The 15,235-nt window shown below is 38.1% G+C and carries 13 protein-coding genes; 9 read left to right on the top strand and 4 right to left on the bottom strand.

Translation table 11 applies throughout. The features are described from left to right. The first annotated feature begins 40 nt into the window (after positions 1-40). The 8 genes from OK18_RS15640 to nhaA all read left to right on the top strand — a co-directional run bounded on the left by OK18_RS15640 (position 41) and on the right by nhaA (position 11,433). Positions 41-235: a hypothetical protein gene (locus OK18_RS15640; protein ID WP_053328604.1), complete on the top strand. Its 195-nt coding sequence runs from the start codon at positions 41-43 to the stop codon at positions 233-235. Beyond that, a complete protein-coding gene (locus tag OK18_RS15635) occupies positions 228-2,933 on the top strand; it encodes an ATP-binding protein (RefSeq protein WP_053328603.1) in 2,706 nt (901 codons plus the stop codon). Before OK18_RS15640 ends, OK18_RS15635 begins: the two co-directional genes overlap by 8 nt. A gap of 9 nt (positions 2,934-2,942) precedes the next feature. Continuing rightward, positions 2,943-3,302, top strand: a complete 360-nt coding sequence (locus OK18_RS15630) for a response regulator transcription factor (protein ID WP_050021320.1) — start codon at positions 2,943-2,945, stop codon at positions 3,300-3,302. 24 nt (positions 3,303-3,326) lie between these two features. Next, positions 3,327-5,213, top strand: a complete 1,887-nt coding sequence (locus OK18_RS15625; RefSeq protein ID WP_053328602.1) for an AMP-binding protein — start codon at positions 3,327-3,329, stop codon at positions 5,211-5,213. A 135-nt stretch (positions 5,214-5,348) separates the two neighbouring features. Further along, entirely contained in the window at positions 5,349-7,256 is a 1,908-nt protein-coding gene (gene acs, locus OK18_RS15620) for an acetate--CoA ligase (protein WP_050021322.1), read from the top strand. Between the two features lie 310 nt (positions 7,257-7,566). Next, a complete protein-coding gene (locus OK18_RS15615) occupies positions 7,567-7,932 on the top strand; it encodes a hypothetical protein (protein ID WP_053328601.1) in 366 nt (121 codons plus the stop codon). 109 nt (positions 7,933-8,041) lie between these two features. Then, positions 8,042-10,252 (top strand): RelA/SpoT family protein, encoded by a 2,211-nt coding sequence (locus OK18_RS15610; RefSeq protein WP_053328600.1) that lies wholly within the window; start codon positions 8,042-8,044, stop codon positions 10,250-10,252. Positions 10,253-10,254: 2 nt separating this feature from the next. Continuing rightward, complete coding sequence (gene nhaA / locus OK18_RS15605; protein WP_053328599.1) at positions 10,255-11,433, top strand: Na+/H+ antiporter NhaA; 1,179 nt, start codon at positions 10,255-10,257, stop codon at positions 11,431-11,433. On the opposite strand, the gene OK18_RS15600 is transcribed toward nhaA, so the two are convergent. Then, positions 11,430-12,443 (bottom strand): YihY/virulence factor BrkB family protein, encoded by a 1,014-nt coding sequence (locus OK18_RS15600; protein ID WP_053328598.1) that lies wholly within the window; start codon positions 12,441-12,443, stop codon positions 11,430-11,432. The two genes, nhaA and OK18_RS15600, sit on opposite strands and share 4 nt — an antisense overlap. A 333-nt stretch (positions 12,444-12,776) precedes the next feature. Here OK18_RS15600 and OK18_RS15595 point away from each other — a divergent pair, with 333 nt between their 5' ends. Beyond that, positions 12,777-13,250, top strand: coding sequence for a 23S rRNA (pseudouridine(1915)-N(3))-methyltransferase RlmH (locus tag OK18_RS15595; protein WP_053328597.1), 474 nt, complete (start codon positions 12,777-12,779; stop codon positions 13,248-13,250). A 55-nt stretch (positions 13,251-13,305) separates the two neighbouring features. On the opposite strand, the gene OK18_RS15590 is transcribed toward OK18_RS15595, so the two are convergent. Genes OK18_RS15590 through OK18_RS15580 form a run of 3 tightly spaced genes read right to left on the bottom strand, consistent with a single transcriptional unit; the run spans position 13,306 to position 15,018 of the window. Next, a complete protein-coding gene (locus OK18_RS15590; RefSeq protein ID WP_053328596.1) occupies positions 13,306-14,118 on the bottom strand; it encodes a tetratricopeptide repeat protein in 813 nt (270 codons plus the stop codon). Continuing rightward, positions 14,115-14,681, bottom strand: coding sequence for a phosphatase PAP2 family protein (locus OK18_RS15585; protein ID WP_050021325.1), 567 nt, complete (start codon positions 14,679-14,681; stop codon positions 14,115-14,117). The genes OK18_RS15590 and OK18_RS15585 overlap by 4 nt, the downstream gene beginning before the upstream one ends. 1 nt (position 14,682) lies before the next feature. Further along, positions 14,683-15,018 (bottom strand): Sec-independent protein translocase subunit TatA/TatB, encoded by a 336-nt coding sequence (locus OK18_RS15580; protein WP_050021326.1) that lies wholly within the window; start codon positions 15,016-15,018, stop codon positions 14,683-14,685. Between the last annotated feature and the right edge of the window lie 217 nt (positions 15,019-15,235).

Genomic DNA, 15,235 nt, shown 5'->3' with positions numbered 1-15,235 from the left:
AATACTGCATTCATCAATTATCTTTTGCCAGCTATCATGTATGAAAAAAAGACACGAACAAAAACTGATCATCCTGAGTATTGGGTTAATGATTGCTTTCAGCATTCCCATATCACTGCTTTTCAACAGCGAGAGAGAGGTGCTGGGGTATCCTATGATACTGATCTACCTGTTTGTAGTCTGGATGATTTCCATTGTGATTTCTTTTGTAATCGTAAAAAGGTATGATGAATAGTTTTGCATTATTTTTTGTGGTGTTGTTTTATCTCGCCCTCCTGTTCTTAGTTGCCCATCTGGCAGAGAAGAAAAGAAGCAAGCTCTGGATCAACAATCCCTATATTTATGCATTATCTCTGGCTGTGTATTGCACCGCCTGGACGTATTACGGCAGCATCGGTGTAGCGGCAACAAGCGGACTGAACTACCTGCCAATCTACATCGGACCTATTATGATCATTCCTGCCTGGATCTATATCAACACCAGAATCATCAGGATTTCCAGGGTCAATAAAATAAGCAGTCTGGCCGATTTCATTGCTTTACGCTACGGAAACAGCAGGAGTCTCAGCGCCATCATTACTATAGTCTGTCTCCTTGCCATTGTTCCATATATCGGGCTTCAGATCAAAGCGATTTCCGAAACTTTCCATCTGGTGACAGAGACAGCAATGTCAAAAGATATATTAACAGACAATGCGACATTCGTGGTCGTCCTCATCGCGCTATTCTCTTCTTATTACGGAACCCGGTATGTAGATGCTTCAGAAAAGCGCCTGGGAATTATCTCCGCTATTGCTCTGGAAAGTTTTTTAAAGCTTTTCTTTATTATTATACTTGGGCTTTTCGTAATCTATTATGTGTTCGACGGCTTTTCGGATATCTACCACCAGGCCAGCCAATTTAAAGATTTTAAAGAAAAAAATACATTCAATGGAATTGAAGGTGCTATGAACTGGATGGTTTTATGTATGATTTCCGCTACAGCCATTTGTATCCTTCCGAGACAATTTCACACTGCTATTGTTGAGAACAGACAGGAAAAGCATATCAAAACAGCCATATGGTTTTTTCCGCTTTATCTTTTAATTTTCACTATATTTATATTCCCGATTGCCTGGGGTGGAAGATTAATTTTCGATGGACAGAAGGTCAATCCCGAGTTCTACTCCATTTTAATTCCTCAGCATTTTGACAACACTTTGATTACCGTTCTGGTTTTCCTTGGAGGATTAAGCTCATGTATTTCCATGATCATTATCTCTGCTATTACACTATCTATCATGCTTTCCAATAATCTCATCATCCCATATGGACTGCTGGGAAAATTAAAATCTGAAAACGAAGAGCAAAATACCAGAAGTATTACCAATATCAGGAAATTCAGCATTTTCGCCCTGATTATTATGGCTTTTGTTTTTTACAAATACTTTATCCTGAAGACATCCCTGGATTCTGTGGGCCTTATTTCTTTTGTAGTAATTGCCCAGTTGGCCCCTGCTTTCTTCGGAGCTTTGTTCTGGAGAAGAGGAAGCTATAAGGGCGCCGTTGCGGGATTGGCTGCCGGTCTCGCGATCTGCTATTTCGGGTTAATTATTCCCCAGTATTATTTTTCTTACAACCAGGAATTCAAAGGAGCCCTGAGAGAAATGTATGATGCTTTCGGATTCTTCAGCATTCCTTATTTAGGAAGAATCCCGCAGATCTTTTTCTGGTCTGTTCTGGTAAACACAGGTTTATTTACCATTATTTCAGTGAGTACCAAAGGAAATTACCGGGAAAGAAATTTTGCCGAACTGTATGTGGATATTGACAAATACATTCAAAATCATGAAAATGCCTTTATCTGGCGCGGAACTGCCTATATTTCCGATATCAGGAATATCCTTGAAAGGTTCCTAGGTAAAAATAAAACGGAACAAGCCCTTAGAATTTTTAATTTAAAATACAATATTGACTCCAACACCGAAACCGCTGATTCCAGGTTTATTAAGTTTTCTGAAAACCTGCTGGCCGGAAGAATAGGAACAGCCTCTGCCAAAATCCTGATAGAAGGCGTAACAAAAGAAGATAAAATCTCTTTGAAGGAAGTCCTCAACATTCTCGAGGAATCTAAAGAAAATATCAGCTTAAATAAAAAGCTTACGGAACAGTCTGAAGAACTGCAGAAATTATCCGACGATCTAAGGACTGCCAATGAAAACCTGATTATCAAAGACCGGCAAAAGGATGATTTCCTGGATTCCGTAGCCCATGAACTAAGGACTCCGATTACCGCCATCCGCTCTGCAGGAGAGATTTTAGCCGATGACGACGATATTCCTTCCGAAATCAGACAGGAGTTCTTAAATAACATTATCACAGAATCTGACCGGTTAAGTGAAATCATCAATGACATTCTCTACCTGGATAAGCTTCAGCATGGTGAAATCTCATTACATATCCGGGAAAATAATATTATTGAAACCTATAAAAAAGCATTAAATCCACTCCTCCATCTGATACAACAAAAAAATATTCATTTAAGTGAAGTCAACCTTTTGAACCAGATTATTTTTGAATATGATGAAGCGAGAATGATCCAGCTGTTTCAGAACATCTGGGGAAATGCATTGAAATTTACCGACGAACAGGGAACGATACAGACCAAACTTTTTGAAAAAGACCATCAATTAATGATTTCTATTTTCAATACAGGCAAACATATCCCTGAAGAAGATCTGGAAATGATCTTTGACAAATTTTATCAATCCAGAAATCAGAATATATTAAAGCCAACAGGAAGCGGACTCGGACTGGCAATTTCCAAAAAGATCGTACAGGCCCACGGTGGAAATATAAAAGCAGAAAACAGCGGTCTCGGCGTGACCTTCACAATCAATATTCCTGAAAAAAATATAAAAAAAGAGATTAAAAATGAAGTTGAACACCATTAAAACCCATTTATGAAAAAAATAATCATTGCAGATGATGAACACAAAATATTAATGTCACTGGAATACAGTTTTAAGAAGAACGGCTATGATGTTTATATCGCACGGGACGGAACAGAAGTTCTTGATTTTTTAAAAACAATGGTCCCGGATGTCATTTTATTGGATATCATGATGCCTAATCTTGACGGATACAGCACACTGGACATTATCAAGCAGGATGAAAAGTTTAAAGACACCAAAGTTATCTTCCTAAGCGCCAAAAACAATCCGAAAGACATTGAAAAGGGCCTTGAAATGGGAGCTAATGCGTATGTTACAAAACCCTATTCTATTAAAAAGCTGATACAGCAGATTGAAGAATTGTTTTAGAAAAATACCAAACACACTATTGATATGAATACTGATATTTTATTTAAACAAAGTATAGAAGATAAAGAAGAATTCTGGAAAGAGCAGGCCAGGGAAATAAAATGGTCTGAATTTCCTCAAACTATTCTTTCAAAAGATAAAAATGATTACCCGCAATGGTTTTCCGACGGGAAACTCAATATGTGCCATTTATGCATTGACCGGCATATTGAAGATGGTTTTGGAGACCAGACAGCTATTGTTTATGATTCCCCTGTTACTCACCAGAAAAAAACTTATACTTTCAGAGAAGCTCAGGAAGAAATTTCAAAACTGGCAGGAGGGCTGAGTTCTCTTGGCTTACAGAAAGGAGATACAGCCGTTATCTATATGCCGATGATCCCGCAGACCCTTTTCGCCATGCTGGCCTGTGCAAGAATCGGGGTTATTCATAATGTAGTGTTTGGAGGTTTTGCACCTCATGAACTGGTAGTAAGAATTGACGACTGTAAACCAAAAGTTTTAATCACAGCTACCGCCGGTGTAGAGATCGCCAAAAGAATCCCTTACTTACCGCTTGTTGAAAAAGCTATAGAGATGGCACAGGATAAAGTGGATCATATCGTTGTTTACAACAGAAAACTGACAGAAAACCAACACGAAATGTTCGACGGCCTGATTGATTATGAAGAACTCGTTCAAAAGTCCGAACCTGTTGATTGTATTTCTGTAGCATCTACCCACCCGCTTTATTTGCTTTACACTTCAGGAACTACAGGAAAGCCTAAAGGAATTGTACGGGACACCGGAGGTTATGCCACGGCATTAAAATTCTCCATGAAATACATTTATGGGGTTGAACCGGGTGAAACATATTGGGCCGCCTCTGATTTTGGCTGGGCAGTGGGTCATAGTTTTTCCGTGTATGGTCCGTTAATTAACAGGAACACCACGATTATCTTTGAAGGAAAACCCGTTATGACTCCTGACGCCGGCACTTTCTGGAGAATTATTTCAGAATATAAGGTTTCCGTTATGTTTACAGCTCCTACTGCTATCCGGGCAATTAAAAAGGAAGATCCTGATGGGGAACTGGTGAAAAAATATGATTTGTCTCACTTCAAAAAACAGTTTCTGGCAGGAGAACGGTGTGATGTTGCTACGTTGGATTGGTTCGCCCGCCACATAGGAGTTCCCGCTATTGATCATTGGTGGCAGACGGAATCGGGCTGGCCAATGCTGGGATTAATGACCTTCGATGACCGATACAAGATCAAAAGGGCCTCTGCCGGAAAGCCCATCCCCGGATACGACATTAAAATATTTGATGAAAATGGTCTGGAGCTTGACCCTCACCACGAAGGATACCTGGTTATCAAACTTCCGCTTCCTCCGGGAGCCATGCTGGGAATCTGGAAAGATTATGAGCGTTTTCAAAACAGCTATCTGTCCCAGTACAAAGGGTATTATTTTTCCGGAGACGGCGCTATACAGGATGAGGACGGATATATTTTCATCACAGGAAGAGTGGATGACGTAATCAATGTAGCCGGGCACAGGCTCTCCACTTCCGAAATGGAAGAGATTGTTTCTTCCCACCCGGATGTTGCAGAGTGTGCTGTGGTGGGAATAGATGATGATCTGAAAGGACAGGTTCCTTTTGCGGTAATTGTTTTAAAAAACGGATCTTTAATTTCCGGGGAACAGGTTGAAAAAGATATCATCCAAATGGTCCGCGAAAAAATAGGAGCCGTAGCTTTCCTGAAAAACGCAATGGTTGTCAAACGCTTACCCAAAACCCGGTCGGGCAAAATCTTAAGAAAGCTCATCAGAACCTTACTGGATGGAAAAGATTTCCAGATTCCCTCGACAATTGATGATGAAAAAATCATTGAAGAAATTCAGGAAAAAATCAGGGATTATAAGGCTTAGACCGCAAATTAAACATATATTTAAGTATCAGTTTAAATTTTCAGGTTACAAAAAATCATCACCCTGTTAACGGGTAAACATACGGACAATATTATTTATCAATAAAAATTCAAATTTCAAAAAAACGAAAGGGATATGAGAAATTACCTAATAGAAGATTTACCACATTATTTTGAAGAATATAAAAAATCTATCAAAAATCCTAAAAAGTTCTGGGATAAAATAGCAGATCAGAACTTTGTATGGTACCAAAGGTGGAGCAAGGTTGTTAAGTACGATATGAACGAAGCTAAGATTACATGGTTTAAAAATGCCAAGCTTAATATTACCAAAAACTGTATAGACAGGCATCTTGCTGTAAGAGGAGACAAAACAGCCATCATCTGGGAACCGAATGATCCTAAAGAAGAAGCACAACATATTTCCTACAACGAACTATATACCCGTGTTAATAAAACGGCTAATGTTCTGCGTGATATGGGAATCGAAAAAGGAGACAGGGTCTGCATCTATCTTCCCATGATCCCTGAGCTGGCAATCACGATGCTGGCCTGTGCCAAACTGGGAGCTGTACATTCTGTTATTTTTGCAGGATTTTCCGCTTCTGCCGTTTCTTCAAGAGTCAATGACTGTGAAGCCAAAATGGTTATCACGTCAGATGGAAGCTACAGGGGAAACAAAGTACTGGATCTGAAAAGCATTGTTGATGAAGCTCTTGAAAAAAGCCCAACTGTTGAAAAAGTATTGGTGGTAAAGAGAACCCACAACGAAATCAAAATGAAAGAAGGCAGAGATTACTGGATGGCTGATCTCTATGAAAAAGCCTCCCCTGATTTTGTAACTGTGATCATGGATTCGGAAGACCCTCTTTTCATCCTGTATACTTCAGGTTCTACCGGTAAACCTAAAGGAATGCTCCATACCTGTGCAGGTTACATGGTATATACCGCCTATACTTTTAAAAATGTTTTTAATTATAAAGAAAATGATATTTACTGGTGTACTGCCGATATCGGATGGATTACCGGCCACTCTTACATCCTTTACGGCCCCTTGTTGAATGGTGCTACAACAGTGATTTTCGAGGGGGTTCCCACCTATCCGGAACCGGACCGTTTCTGGGAAGTTATTGAAAAACATAAGATCACCCAGTTTTATACCGCCCCTACTGCCATCCGTTCTTTGGCAAAAGAAAGCACAGAATGGGTAGACAAACATGACCTGAGCACCCTAAAGGTCATCGGATCTGTGGGTGAACCAATCAATGATGAAGCCTGGCACTGGTTCAACGACCATGTCGGAAAGAAAAAATGTCCGATTGTAGATACATGGTGGCAAACCGAAACAGGAGGAATTATGATTTCCCCTCTTCCTTTCGTTACCCCTACAAAACCTACCTATGCTACCCTTCCGTTACCGGGAATTCAACCTGTTTTAATGGATGACAAACGCAATGAGATCACCGGGAACCAGGTAACGGGAAACCTTTGTATCCGTTTTCCATGGCCGGGAATTGCAAGAACCATCTGGGGAGATCATCAAAGATATAAGGAAACCTATTTTACAGCATTCCCAGGAAAATATTTTACAGGTGACGGGGCGTTACGGGATGAAGTAGGTTATTACAGAATTACAGGCCGCGTAGATGATGTAATCATTGTTTCCGGGCACAACCTGGGTACCGCCCCTATCGAAGACAGTATCAATCAGCATCCTGCCGTAGCAGAATCCGCTATTGTAGGTTATCCGCATGATATCAAAGGAAATGCCCTGTATGGCTACGTAACTCTTAAAGAAACCGGAGAGAGCCGCGATAAGGAAAACCTTAAAAAAGAAATTAACCAATTAATCTCCGACCAGATTGGCCCGATCGCCAAACTGGATAAGATTCAGTTTGTTTCAGGGCTTCCCAAGACACGGTCCGGGAAAATCATGCGTAGGATTCTGAGAAAAATTGCAGAAGGAGACTTCAGTAATTTCGGGGATATCAGCACACTATTGAATCCTGAGATCGTAGAGGAGATCAAAAACGAAAGAATTTAGTTTGAAATCCAATGTATTCCAAGGCCGTTTCTGTATAAGAAGCGGCCTTTTCTATGAAGTTTTGATTATCCTAAACAAGTATCAACTTTGTTCTTTTTTTTGCTTCTTTCAACTTGTACCACTTTCTATCATTATTTGATTCATGAATCACATTGCATGGTCTTTACAATTAAACACCTGTTCAATAGACATTCACAAATAATAATTCATTATATTATAGATAAAACATTAATAAGTGAATTTTATTAAAATAAATTTGAAACATTAAGGAATTATTATTAACTTTAATAACAACTTTAAACCCACAATTATGTCAAATATATTAGCTGGGCTATTTGAGCATCACAGCGATTACAAAAAGCTAGAAGATGATCTTGAAAATTCAGGATTCCAAAATTCAGATTACATTATATATATTAATAGTGGAAACCACAGTAATCAATACCTTGCAAGTGTTTCTGTAAAGGATAGCAACCAGGTAGAAACTGCCCGGAACGCTTTCACTCAGAATGGGGTTCTCAAAACCTATTTATTTGAAAATATGAGCATTGACCAGGCGAATTACGACACTATTAAAAAATATATTGATGCAAGAAACAGAGCAGAAATTCACAACAGTCCTGACATTAAAATTAAAACGTCCAGTGACGGAATGAATTCTGAAGTGAAATTTTAAAGGTATAGAATCTAATAACCGAAAGTCCGTAGAGATATTCTGCGGATTTTTTGTGTTTGAAAAGAGTAAAAAATTTCGTATTTTCGTTCAAATATAGGCATCTGCACAAATGAGTTACGACTTAGAACAAGAGAATAAGGAGATCCTTGCCAGATATAAGGATCTGATTTCAAATACATACAGGACTTTGGATGAGGAAAATAACAAACTCATCCGAAAGGCATTCGATATTGCATTGGATGCCCACAAGGATCAAAGGAGGAAAACCGGAGAGCCATACATTTACCATCCTATTGCGGTTGCAAAAATTGTAGCCACAGAAATCGGTTTGGGAGCTACTTCCATAGCCTGTGCACTGCTGCATGATGTGATTGAAGATTCGGATTACACTTATGAGGATCTCAAAAAAATCTTTGGAGAAAAGATTGCCAATATCGTGAATGGGCTGACCAAAATCTCCATCATGAATCATCAGAATATTTCTGTACAATCTGAAAACTACAGAAAATTACTATTGACGCTGTCTGAAGATTTCAGGGTGATTCTGATTAAAATAGCAGACCGCCTTCACAATATGAGAACCCTGGAGAGCATGGCACCGGACAAGCAGAAAAAAATTGCTTCAGAAACGGTCTATATCTATGCTCCTATGGCACACCGCCTCGGATTATATAATATTAAATCTGAGCTGGAAGATCTTTCATTAAAGTATAACAACCCTGAAGTATATCATGAGATCACCGAAAAACTGGAACTGGCCAAAGAAAGCAGGGAACGATATATCCAGGAATTTACCAAAGAAGTATCGGAAAGGCTTCGGGAAGAAGGATTAAATTTTAAAATCAAGGGCCGTGCAAAAGCTATTTCTTCCATTTACAGAAAAATGCTGAAACAGGGCGTTTCTTTTGAAGAGGTTTTTGACAACTATGCGATCAGAATTATTTATAAATCTGATGCTAAAAATGAAAAATTCCTGGCCTGGAAAATATATTCCATTGTTACTGATGTATACCACAGCAACCCTTCAAGAATGCGTGACTGGATCACTCAGCCGCGTTCCACAGGATATGAGAGTTTGCATCTGACGGTATTAGGACCCGATAAAAAATGGATTGAGGTACAGATCCGTTCTGAACGAATGGACGAAATTGCCGAAAAAGGGGTGGCTGCTCACTATAAATACAAAGAGGGTTACAAACAAAGCTCTGATGACCGGAATTTTGAAAAATGGGTAACAGAAATCCGTGAGGTTCTTGAGCAGCAGCAAAATCTTTCCACTTCCGAACTATTGGACAATATTAAGCTTAATCTTTATTCTAAGGAAGTATTTGTTTTTACCCCTAAAGGAGAAATTAAAATTCTTCCTACCAATGCTACAGCTTTGGATTTTGCATTTGCCGTCCATTCTGACCTGGGGATGAAATGTTTAGGTGCCAAGATCAATGGAAAACTGGTTCCTATCTCCTATGTTCTTCAAAACGGGGATCAGGTGGATATTCTTTCCTCCCAAAACCAGAAACCCAAATCCGACTGGCTGGAATTTGTTGTTACTTCTAAGGCCAAGTCAAAGATTAAAAGTTATCTGAATTCTCAGAAAAACCAATTGGTGGAAGAAGGAAAAGAAATCCTTCAGAGAAAATTACGCCATGCCAAGATCAATTTCAATGATGATGAAGTCAATAAGCTTCAGAAATTTTTTAATCTGAAATCTTCCCAGGAGCTGTTTCTTAAATTCCAGAGTAATGAACTGGATGCCAGCAGCCTGAGAAAATATATAGAAAGTAAAAACGTATTTAATAATTTACTTTCCCGGTTCAGAAAATCTCCATCAAAAAATCTGCACTTTGAAGAACCGAAAGAGCAGAATCTGGATATGATCGTCTTTGGAAAGGACGAAGAAAAACTGAACTACAGCTATGCAAAATGCTGTACTGTAATTCCCGGCGATAAAATCTTCGGATTTATCACCATTTCTGATGGTATTAAGGTGCACAGTGACAATTGTCCGAATGCCATTAACCTCAGGGCACAATATGATTACCGTGTCATTCCTGCCAAATGGGTAAACGCCGAAAGCTTCAAAAACAGAGTAAAAATTGAAATTGAAGGGCTTGACAGGATGGGAATGATCAATGATATTACCACTGTGATCAGTGGAAGCATGGGAATGGATATGAAAAGCATGTCCATTGAATCCAACAATGGCGTTTTCACCGGAAACATCAATCTGGAAGTAAAAAACAAAGGTCAGCTGGAAGAAACCTTCAAAAAACTTAAAAGCATTAATGGCGTTTCGAGAGTGAGACGATTACAATCTTAAACATGAATTTATCTCTTTATTTTAAAAAATTTTTCAACAACAGTCAGGCTTCAGGAATTATCCTTATTTTCTGTGTGCTTATTTCATTACTCATTGCCAATTCCTCTTTAGCTGAGAATTTTCAGCACTTTTTAGATCAGGAGGTAGGAACCCATCTGTTTGGGCTGGAATATCCTGTCAGCATCTGGATCAACGATGGGCTGATGGCTGTATTCTTTCTTCTGGTAGGTCTTGAAATCAAAAGAGAACTGGTAGAAGGTGAATTGTCTTCTTTTAAGAATGCTTCCCTACCCATTTTCGCTGCTGTAGGAGGCATGCTTGTTCCTGCTGTTATTTTCAGTATTTTCAACTCCGGGACGGAATACAGCAATGGCTGGGGAATTCCTATGGCAACGGATATCGCTTTCTCATTGGCCATTATCTCTATGCTGGGTAAAAAAATCCCTAATTCGATCAAAATATTTCTGGCTGCTTTAGCTATTGTAGACGATTTAGGAGCCATTCTTGTTATTGCTATTTTCTATACGGAACAGATTCACTGGACCTATCTGCTGCTGTCTTTTGGGGTAACTGCCCTGTTGTTTATTTTAAACTTTTTAAAAGTAACCAAAACTATATTTTATATCATTCCGGGCTTATTTTTATGGTATTTCCTTCATCACTCCGGAATTCATGCAACAATAGCAGGTGTATTGCTTGCTTTCTCCATTCCGACCAATGCATCGAATGTAGAAATTTCCCCTCTGGAAAAACTGGAACATCAGCTTCATATTCCGGTAAGCTTTATGATCATGCCTGTATTTGCCCTTACCAATACCAATATTACTTTTTCAAGTGATATGGTTTCCGGCATTACCAGTACATTGGGATTGGGAATTATTTGTGGTCTGATATTGGGAAAACTGATCGGAATCAATGCATTCTCTTTAATCGCAATTAAATTAAAGCTTAGTTCTTTACCACAAAACAGCAATTGGCTTCAAATGATTGGTGTAGGGCTTTTGGCCGGAATCGGATTCACCATGTCTATTTTTATTGCCCTGCTCTCTTTTAAAGATGAAATTCTGATCCAGGATGAAGCGAAGTTTGCTATTTTAATCGCATCTTTTATAGCTGCCATTTTAGGATTTATCATTTTAAGCATAAGCTCGAAAGGAAACATGGAACCGGAGGAAGACTAATCCTTCTTTCGGTTTTCCTGCATTCTTCTGTGCTCTTCACCACTTTCAAAGTCGGGCTCTGTGATGGGGGTATGATAGTGAGCTGCTTCTTTTTTGATTTCGTCAGATAATAATTTTTCGATCCTCAGCTTTCTGATGGCCATATTTAATTCATTACCGAATAAGAGCAGGTATACGTTCACATTCACCCAAACCATAAGCAGGATCATTGTTCCGATAGAACCATACAGAACGTTGTACCGGGCAATATTTTTTACATAAATCGCAAAGAAGTATGTGGTCACTACAAACAGTATTGTTGTAAGAATCGCGCCTGGAACAGCCTGTCTGAACCTGGCAATTTTTACTGTTCCCAACCAGTAAAATAAAGTCAGCAGTATAAAGTAAAACAGTGGAAAAGAAACAAATCCGATAATACTGGAAAGATTATCTACAAGCCATGAAATTTCATAAGACGGGGTGAAGGGCTTGATGACAACCTCTGCATAATACACCCCGAAAAGTGCTAAAAACACAATGGTTATAAAGCCTATTGTAATGAAAAAAGAAAGGATAAATTCTTTAACATCACTGAGCTTCTCATCCGAATTTTCATTAAATCCATTAATCAGAGAAAATGTACCGTTTGTAGCGAAAATCAAAGCCAGTATAATGGTCAGGTTACTAATCCCTTTCATATTGGGAATAATATTGTTTTCTATATAGCCTCTCACATCATTTTCCATATTGGATGGAAAAACATTATGCATCAAAACATTAAAAATATAAAACTCAAGCTTATCATAAAGCGGCAAATAAGGCAAAACGGAAAGCAGGAACAGGATAAAAGGAAATAAACTCATGGTAAAGCTCCAGGAAATGGCAGCTGCCTTTCTGCCGATTTTATTCTTAAAAATTCCGGAGATATAAATCTGAAACATCTGCCAAAGTGATATTCCCAAAACAGGAATATGGATATGATCAAAAAACTCTTGAATTTTCAGTATAAATCTGGGAACTTTAATATTCATCTATTGTAATAATTTCACAATTAACGAAAGACTGATTCTCTGAAAGCCATTTTCTTTTCAGCTACATTGCAGGTCTTTCCCTACAAATATAATCATTTTCTATATCCTTATAACCGGGTAAGATTGGTCAATCTTCATTAATTATGTAAGATCTGCTTATTACTTTGCATGCTAATGACCATATCATATATGAAAAAGAAAATATTCTTTAAAAATTACAGATTTATTTAATATCAGTTGGTATAAGATGACATTAAACAATGCAAGCATTTCCCTTTTCCAACTTTACCGTCAGCTTAAAAAGCCCTATCTTTGCCTCTGAAACTTTTATCAATGCGAATCAGTTTACTTTGTATCGGCAAAACAGACGATAAGGAAATCACGTCTTTAATCCATTATTACCTTAACCGTTTACCCAAACACTGGAATTTTGAAATTACAGAAATTCCTGATGTTAAAAATGCTAAAAACCTGTCTCCCGATCTTCTTAAAAAAGAGGAAGCAAAATTGTTTTTACATCATATTGACAAAAATGATCTTGTTGTAATGCTTGATGAAAAAGGAAAGCAACTGACCAGCCGGGAGTTTTCTCAAAAAATAGATACCTGGATGAGTTCTTCTGTGAAAAAAGTACATATTCTGATTGGTGGAGCCTATGGTTTTTCAGAAGAGATGTATAACAGGGCCAACGAAAAAATGTCATTATCTAAAATGACTTTCACCCATCAGATGATCCGGTTATTCATTGTAGAGCAATTGTACAGAGCCGATCAGATCCTTCAGGGAAAACCTTACCATAATGATTAAACACTAAAAAATGGCCTTGTTAGGCCATTTATATGGATTCAGAGAAATTAAAATTTTATTTCTTTGTACATTTAGTATAATATTCTGCCAGTATTGCTTTTTCATATCCCAGGTTTACAGCTTTATCCAGATTTTCACAGGCTTCTTTAGGTTTGGCTGTATCCAATAATATTAATGCTTTGGTAACGTAGGATTGGGCGAATTTAGGATCAATAGAAACAGCTTTATTCACATCTGAGAGCGCTTCTTTATATTTTTTCATTTTAAAATAAACATCGGCTCTTCCGTTGTATAATAGTGATTCCGGTTTTTCGGCTATCAATGTATTATAATCTTTTAAGGCACCATTGAGGTCTCCGTTATTTTTCTTCAGATTTGCCAGTCCGGTTTTAGCAAAAATATTATCCGGAGCAAAAGTCAGAATCTGGTTAAGATCCTGCATGGCCTGTTCCTTTTTTCCCTGGCTGTCGTAGATTTTGGAACGAGTGAGGTATAAATCCGGATTTTTATCGTCTACCTGAAGTCCTTTTTCAATATATTCCAGTGCTTTTACTTTATTTCCTTTCTGGCTGTGTAATGATGCGAGATTGGCATAAACGGGAGCCGACATCGGATTTGTTTTTAACGCTGATTCATACGATTTGAAAGCCTGAGTGGTTTTTCCCAATCTTCTTTGGGCTGTTCCCAGGTTGTTATAATATTCAGACTGGAATTTTTGAATCTGCTCTTTCTCTGCCAATTTTGAGTATTGCTCTTCAGCACATTTATAATCTGCTTTTTTGAAGCATTCTTCGGCCTGCTTTTTATCCTGAGCATATAAGCCGGATGTAAAGCTGATGGAAACTACAAGTAATAAAAGTTTTCTCATGAGGTTATGTTTTGTTTGTTGATCACTTTTCTGGCGAGTGCACCGAATATCACTCCCAATAAAGATCCAACAAACGCCCCCACCAAAATATCTATCGGGAAATGCACTCCTAAATATATACGGCTATAAGAAACTATTAAAGCCCATACAAATATAACATATGGAAACCATTTCAGCTTATTTTTCAGCAAAATACTCAAAAAAGAAGCTAAAAAGAAGGTATTGGAGGCATGAGCAGAATAAAATCCATACGAACCGCCACATTTTACAATTCTCATATAGGGCTCCAGGCTTGGATCGTGGCAGGGTCTGAGTCTTGCCACTCCATATTTGAAAACACTTGCCAGCTGATCTGAAACCGTAGCTCCAAGGGCAAGGAATACAAGAATAAAAACCAGGGATTTCAGCTGATAATTTTTGTATAAAAAATAAAGAAATATGATATAAAGAGGCACCCAGATCCAGGTACTAGAAATCAGCATCCACAGCTGATCAAAAGAAGGGTCTCCTAAATTGTTAAGGTAAAGGAATACCTGTTTATCTTCCTGAATAATTTCCTCCATATTATCTGCTTACAGGTCCTTCATAGGTTTCGTCCTCTGAAGGTTTTGGTTTTGGAGGTTCATTAGATGAGACAGGTTCCGTCAGAATATCTTTTTTAATATCATTCACCGGATTGAAGTCTTTGGCCGCATCTTTTACTTTCTCAATTTCACGTTTGATTTCTGAAACAGGGTTATCTGTTTCTTTCATAATCTCCGTTTTGATATCTTCCACTGCCCCACGCATTTTCCTAACACCTGCCCCCAGGTCACGTGCTATCTGAGGAAGTTTATCCGGTCCGAATAATACAACGATTGCGATGGCAATGAGTGCCATTTCTCCAATGCTTAATTCCATGCTGTAAAATTACAAAAGATTATACATTTATTTACAGTAAACTTAAATTTTAAACAAATTTTAAGAATTTAATGATTAACAGAATGGAAGGAACAAAACCGAGCATTGAAGTGGTTCTATTATTCTCTTAGTTGTCAATATCATCATTCTACCGGAAATTATTAATTAACAAATAATTAATTCAAATCTATGAGAATTATTTAATATTTTACTATAT

The organism is Chryseobacterium gallinarum (assembly GCF_001021975.1).
Lineage (GTDB): Bacteria > Bacteroidota > Bacteroidia > Flavobacteriales > Weeksellaceae > Chryseobacterium > Chryseobacterium gallinarum.
Note: the sequence above shows the minus strand (reverse complement) of the source record. Positions and strands in the feature narration are given on the sequence as shown.

Excerpts from the sequence above, each read along its gene's own strand:
- OK18_RS15625 (WP_053328602.1), top strand. The coding sequence starts at position 3,327 with ATGAATACTGATATTTTATTTAAACAAAGTATAGAAGATAAAGAAGAA.
- acs (WP_050021322.1), top strand. The coding sequence starts at position 5,349 with ATGAGAAATTACCTAATAGAAGATTTACCACATTATTTTGAAGAATAT.
- OK18_RS15610 (WP_053328600.1), top strand. The coding sequence starts at position 8,042 with ATGAGTTACGACTTAGAACAAGAGAATAAGGAGATCCTTGCCAGATAT.
- OK18_RS15590 (WP_053328596.1), bottom strand. The coding sequence starts at position 14,118 with ATGAGAAAACTTTTATTACTTGTAGTTTCCATCAGCTTTACATCCGGC.
- OK18_RS15635 (WP_053328603.1), top strand. The coding sequence starts at position 228 with ATGAATAGTTTTGCATTATTTTTTGTGGTGTTGTTTTATCTCGCCCTC.
- OK18_RS15630 (WP_050021320.1), top strand. The coding sequence starts at position 2,943 with ATGAAAAAAATAATCATTGCAGATGATGAACACAAAATATTAATGTCA.
- OK18_RS15600 (WP_053328598.1), bottom strand. The coding sequence starts at position 12,443 with ATGAATATTAAAGTTCCCAGATTTATACTGAAAATTCAAGAGTTTTTT.
- OK18_RS15615 (WP_053328601.1), top strand. The coding sequence starts at position 7,567 with ATGTCAAATATATTAGCTGGGCTATTTGAGCATCACAGCGATTACAAA.
- OK18_RS15585 (WP_050021325.1), bottom strand. The coding sequence starts at position 14,681 with ATGGAGGAAATTATTCAGGAAGATAAACAGGTATTCCTTTACCTTAAC.
- OK18_RS15640 (WP_053328604.1), top strand. The coding sequence starts at position 41 with ATGAAAAAAAGACACGAACAAAAACTGATCATCCTGAGTATTGGGTTA.
- OK18_RS15580 (WP_050021326.1), bottom strand. The coding sequence starts at position 15,018 with ATGGAATTAAGCATTGGAGAAATGGCACTCATTGCCATCGCAATCGTT.
- nhaA (WP_053328599.1), top strand. The coding sequence starts at position 10,255 with ATGAATTTATCTCTTTATTTTAAAAAATTTTTCAACAACAGTCAGGCT.
- OK18_RS15595 (WP_053328597.1), top strand. The coding sequence starts at position 12,777 with ATGCGAATCAGTTTACTTTGTATCGGCAAAACAGACGATAAGGAAATC.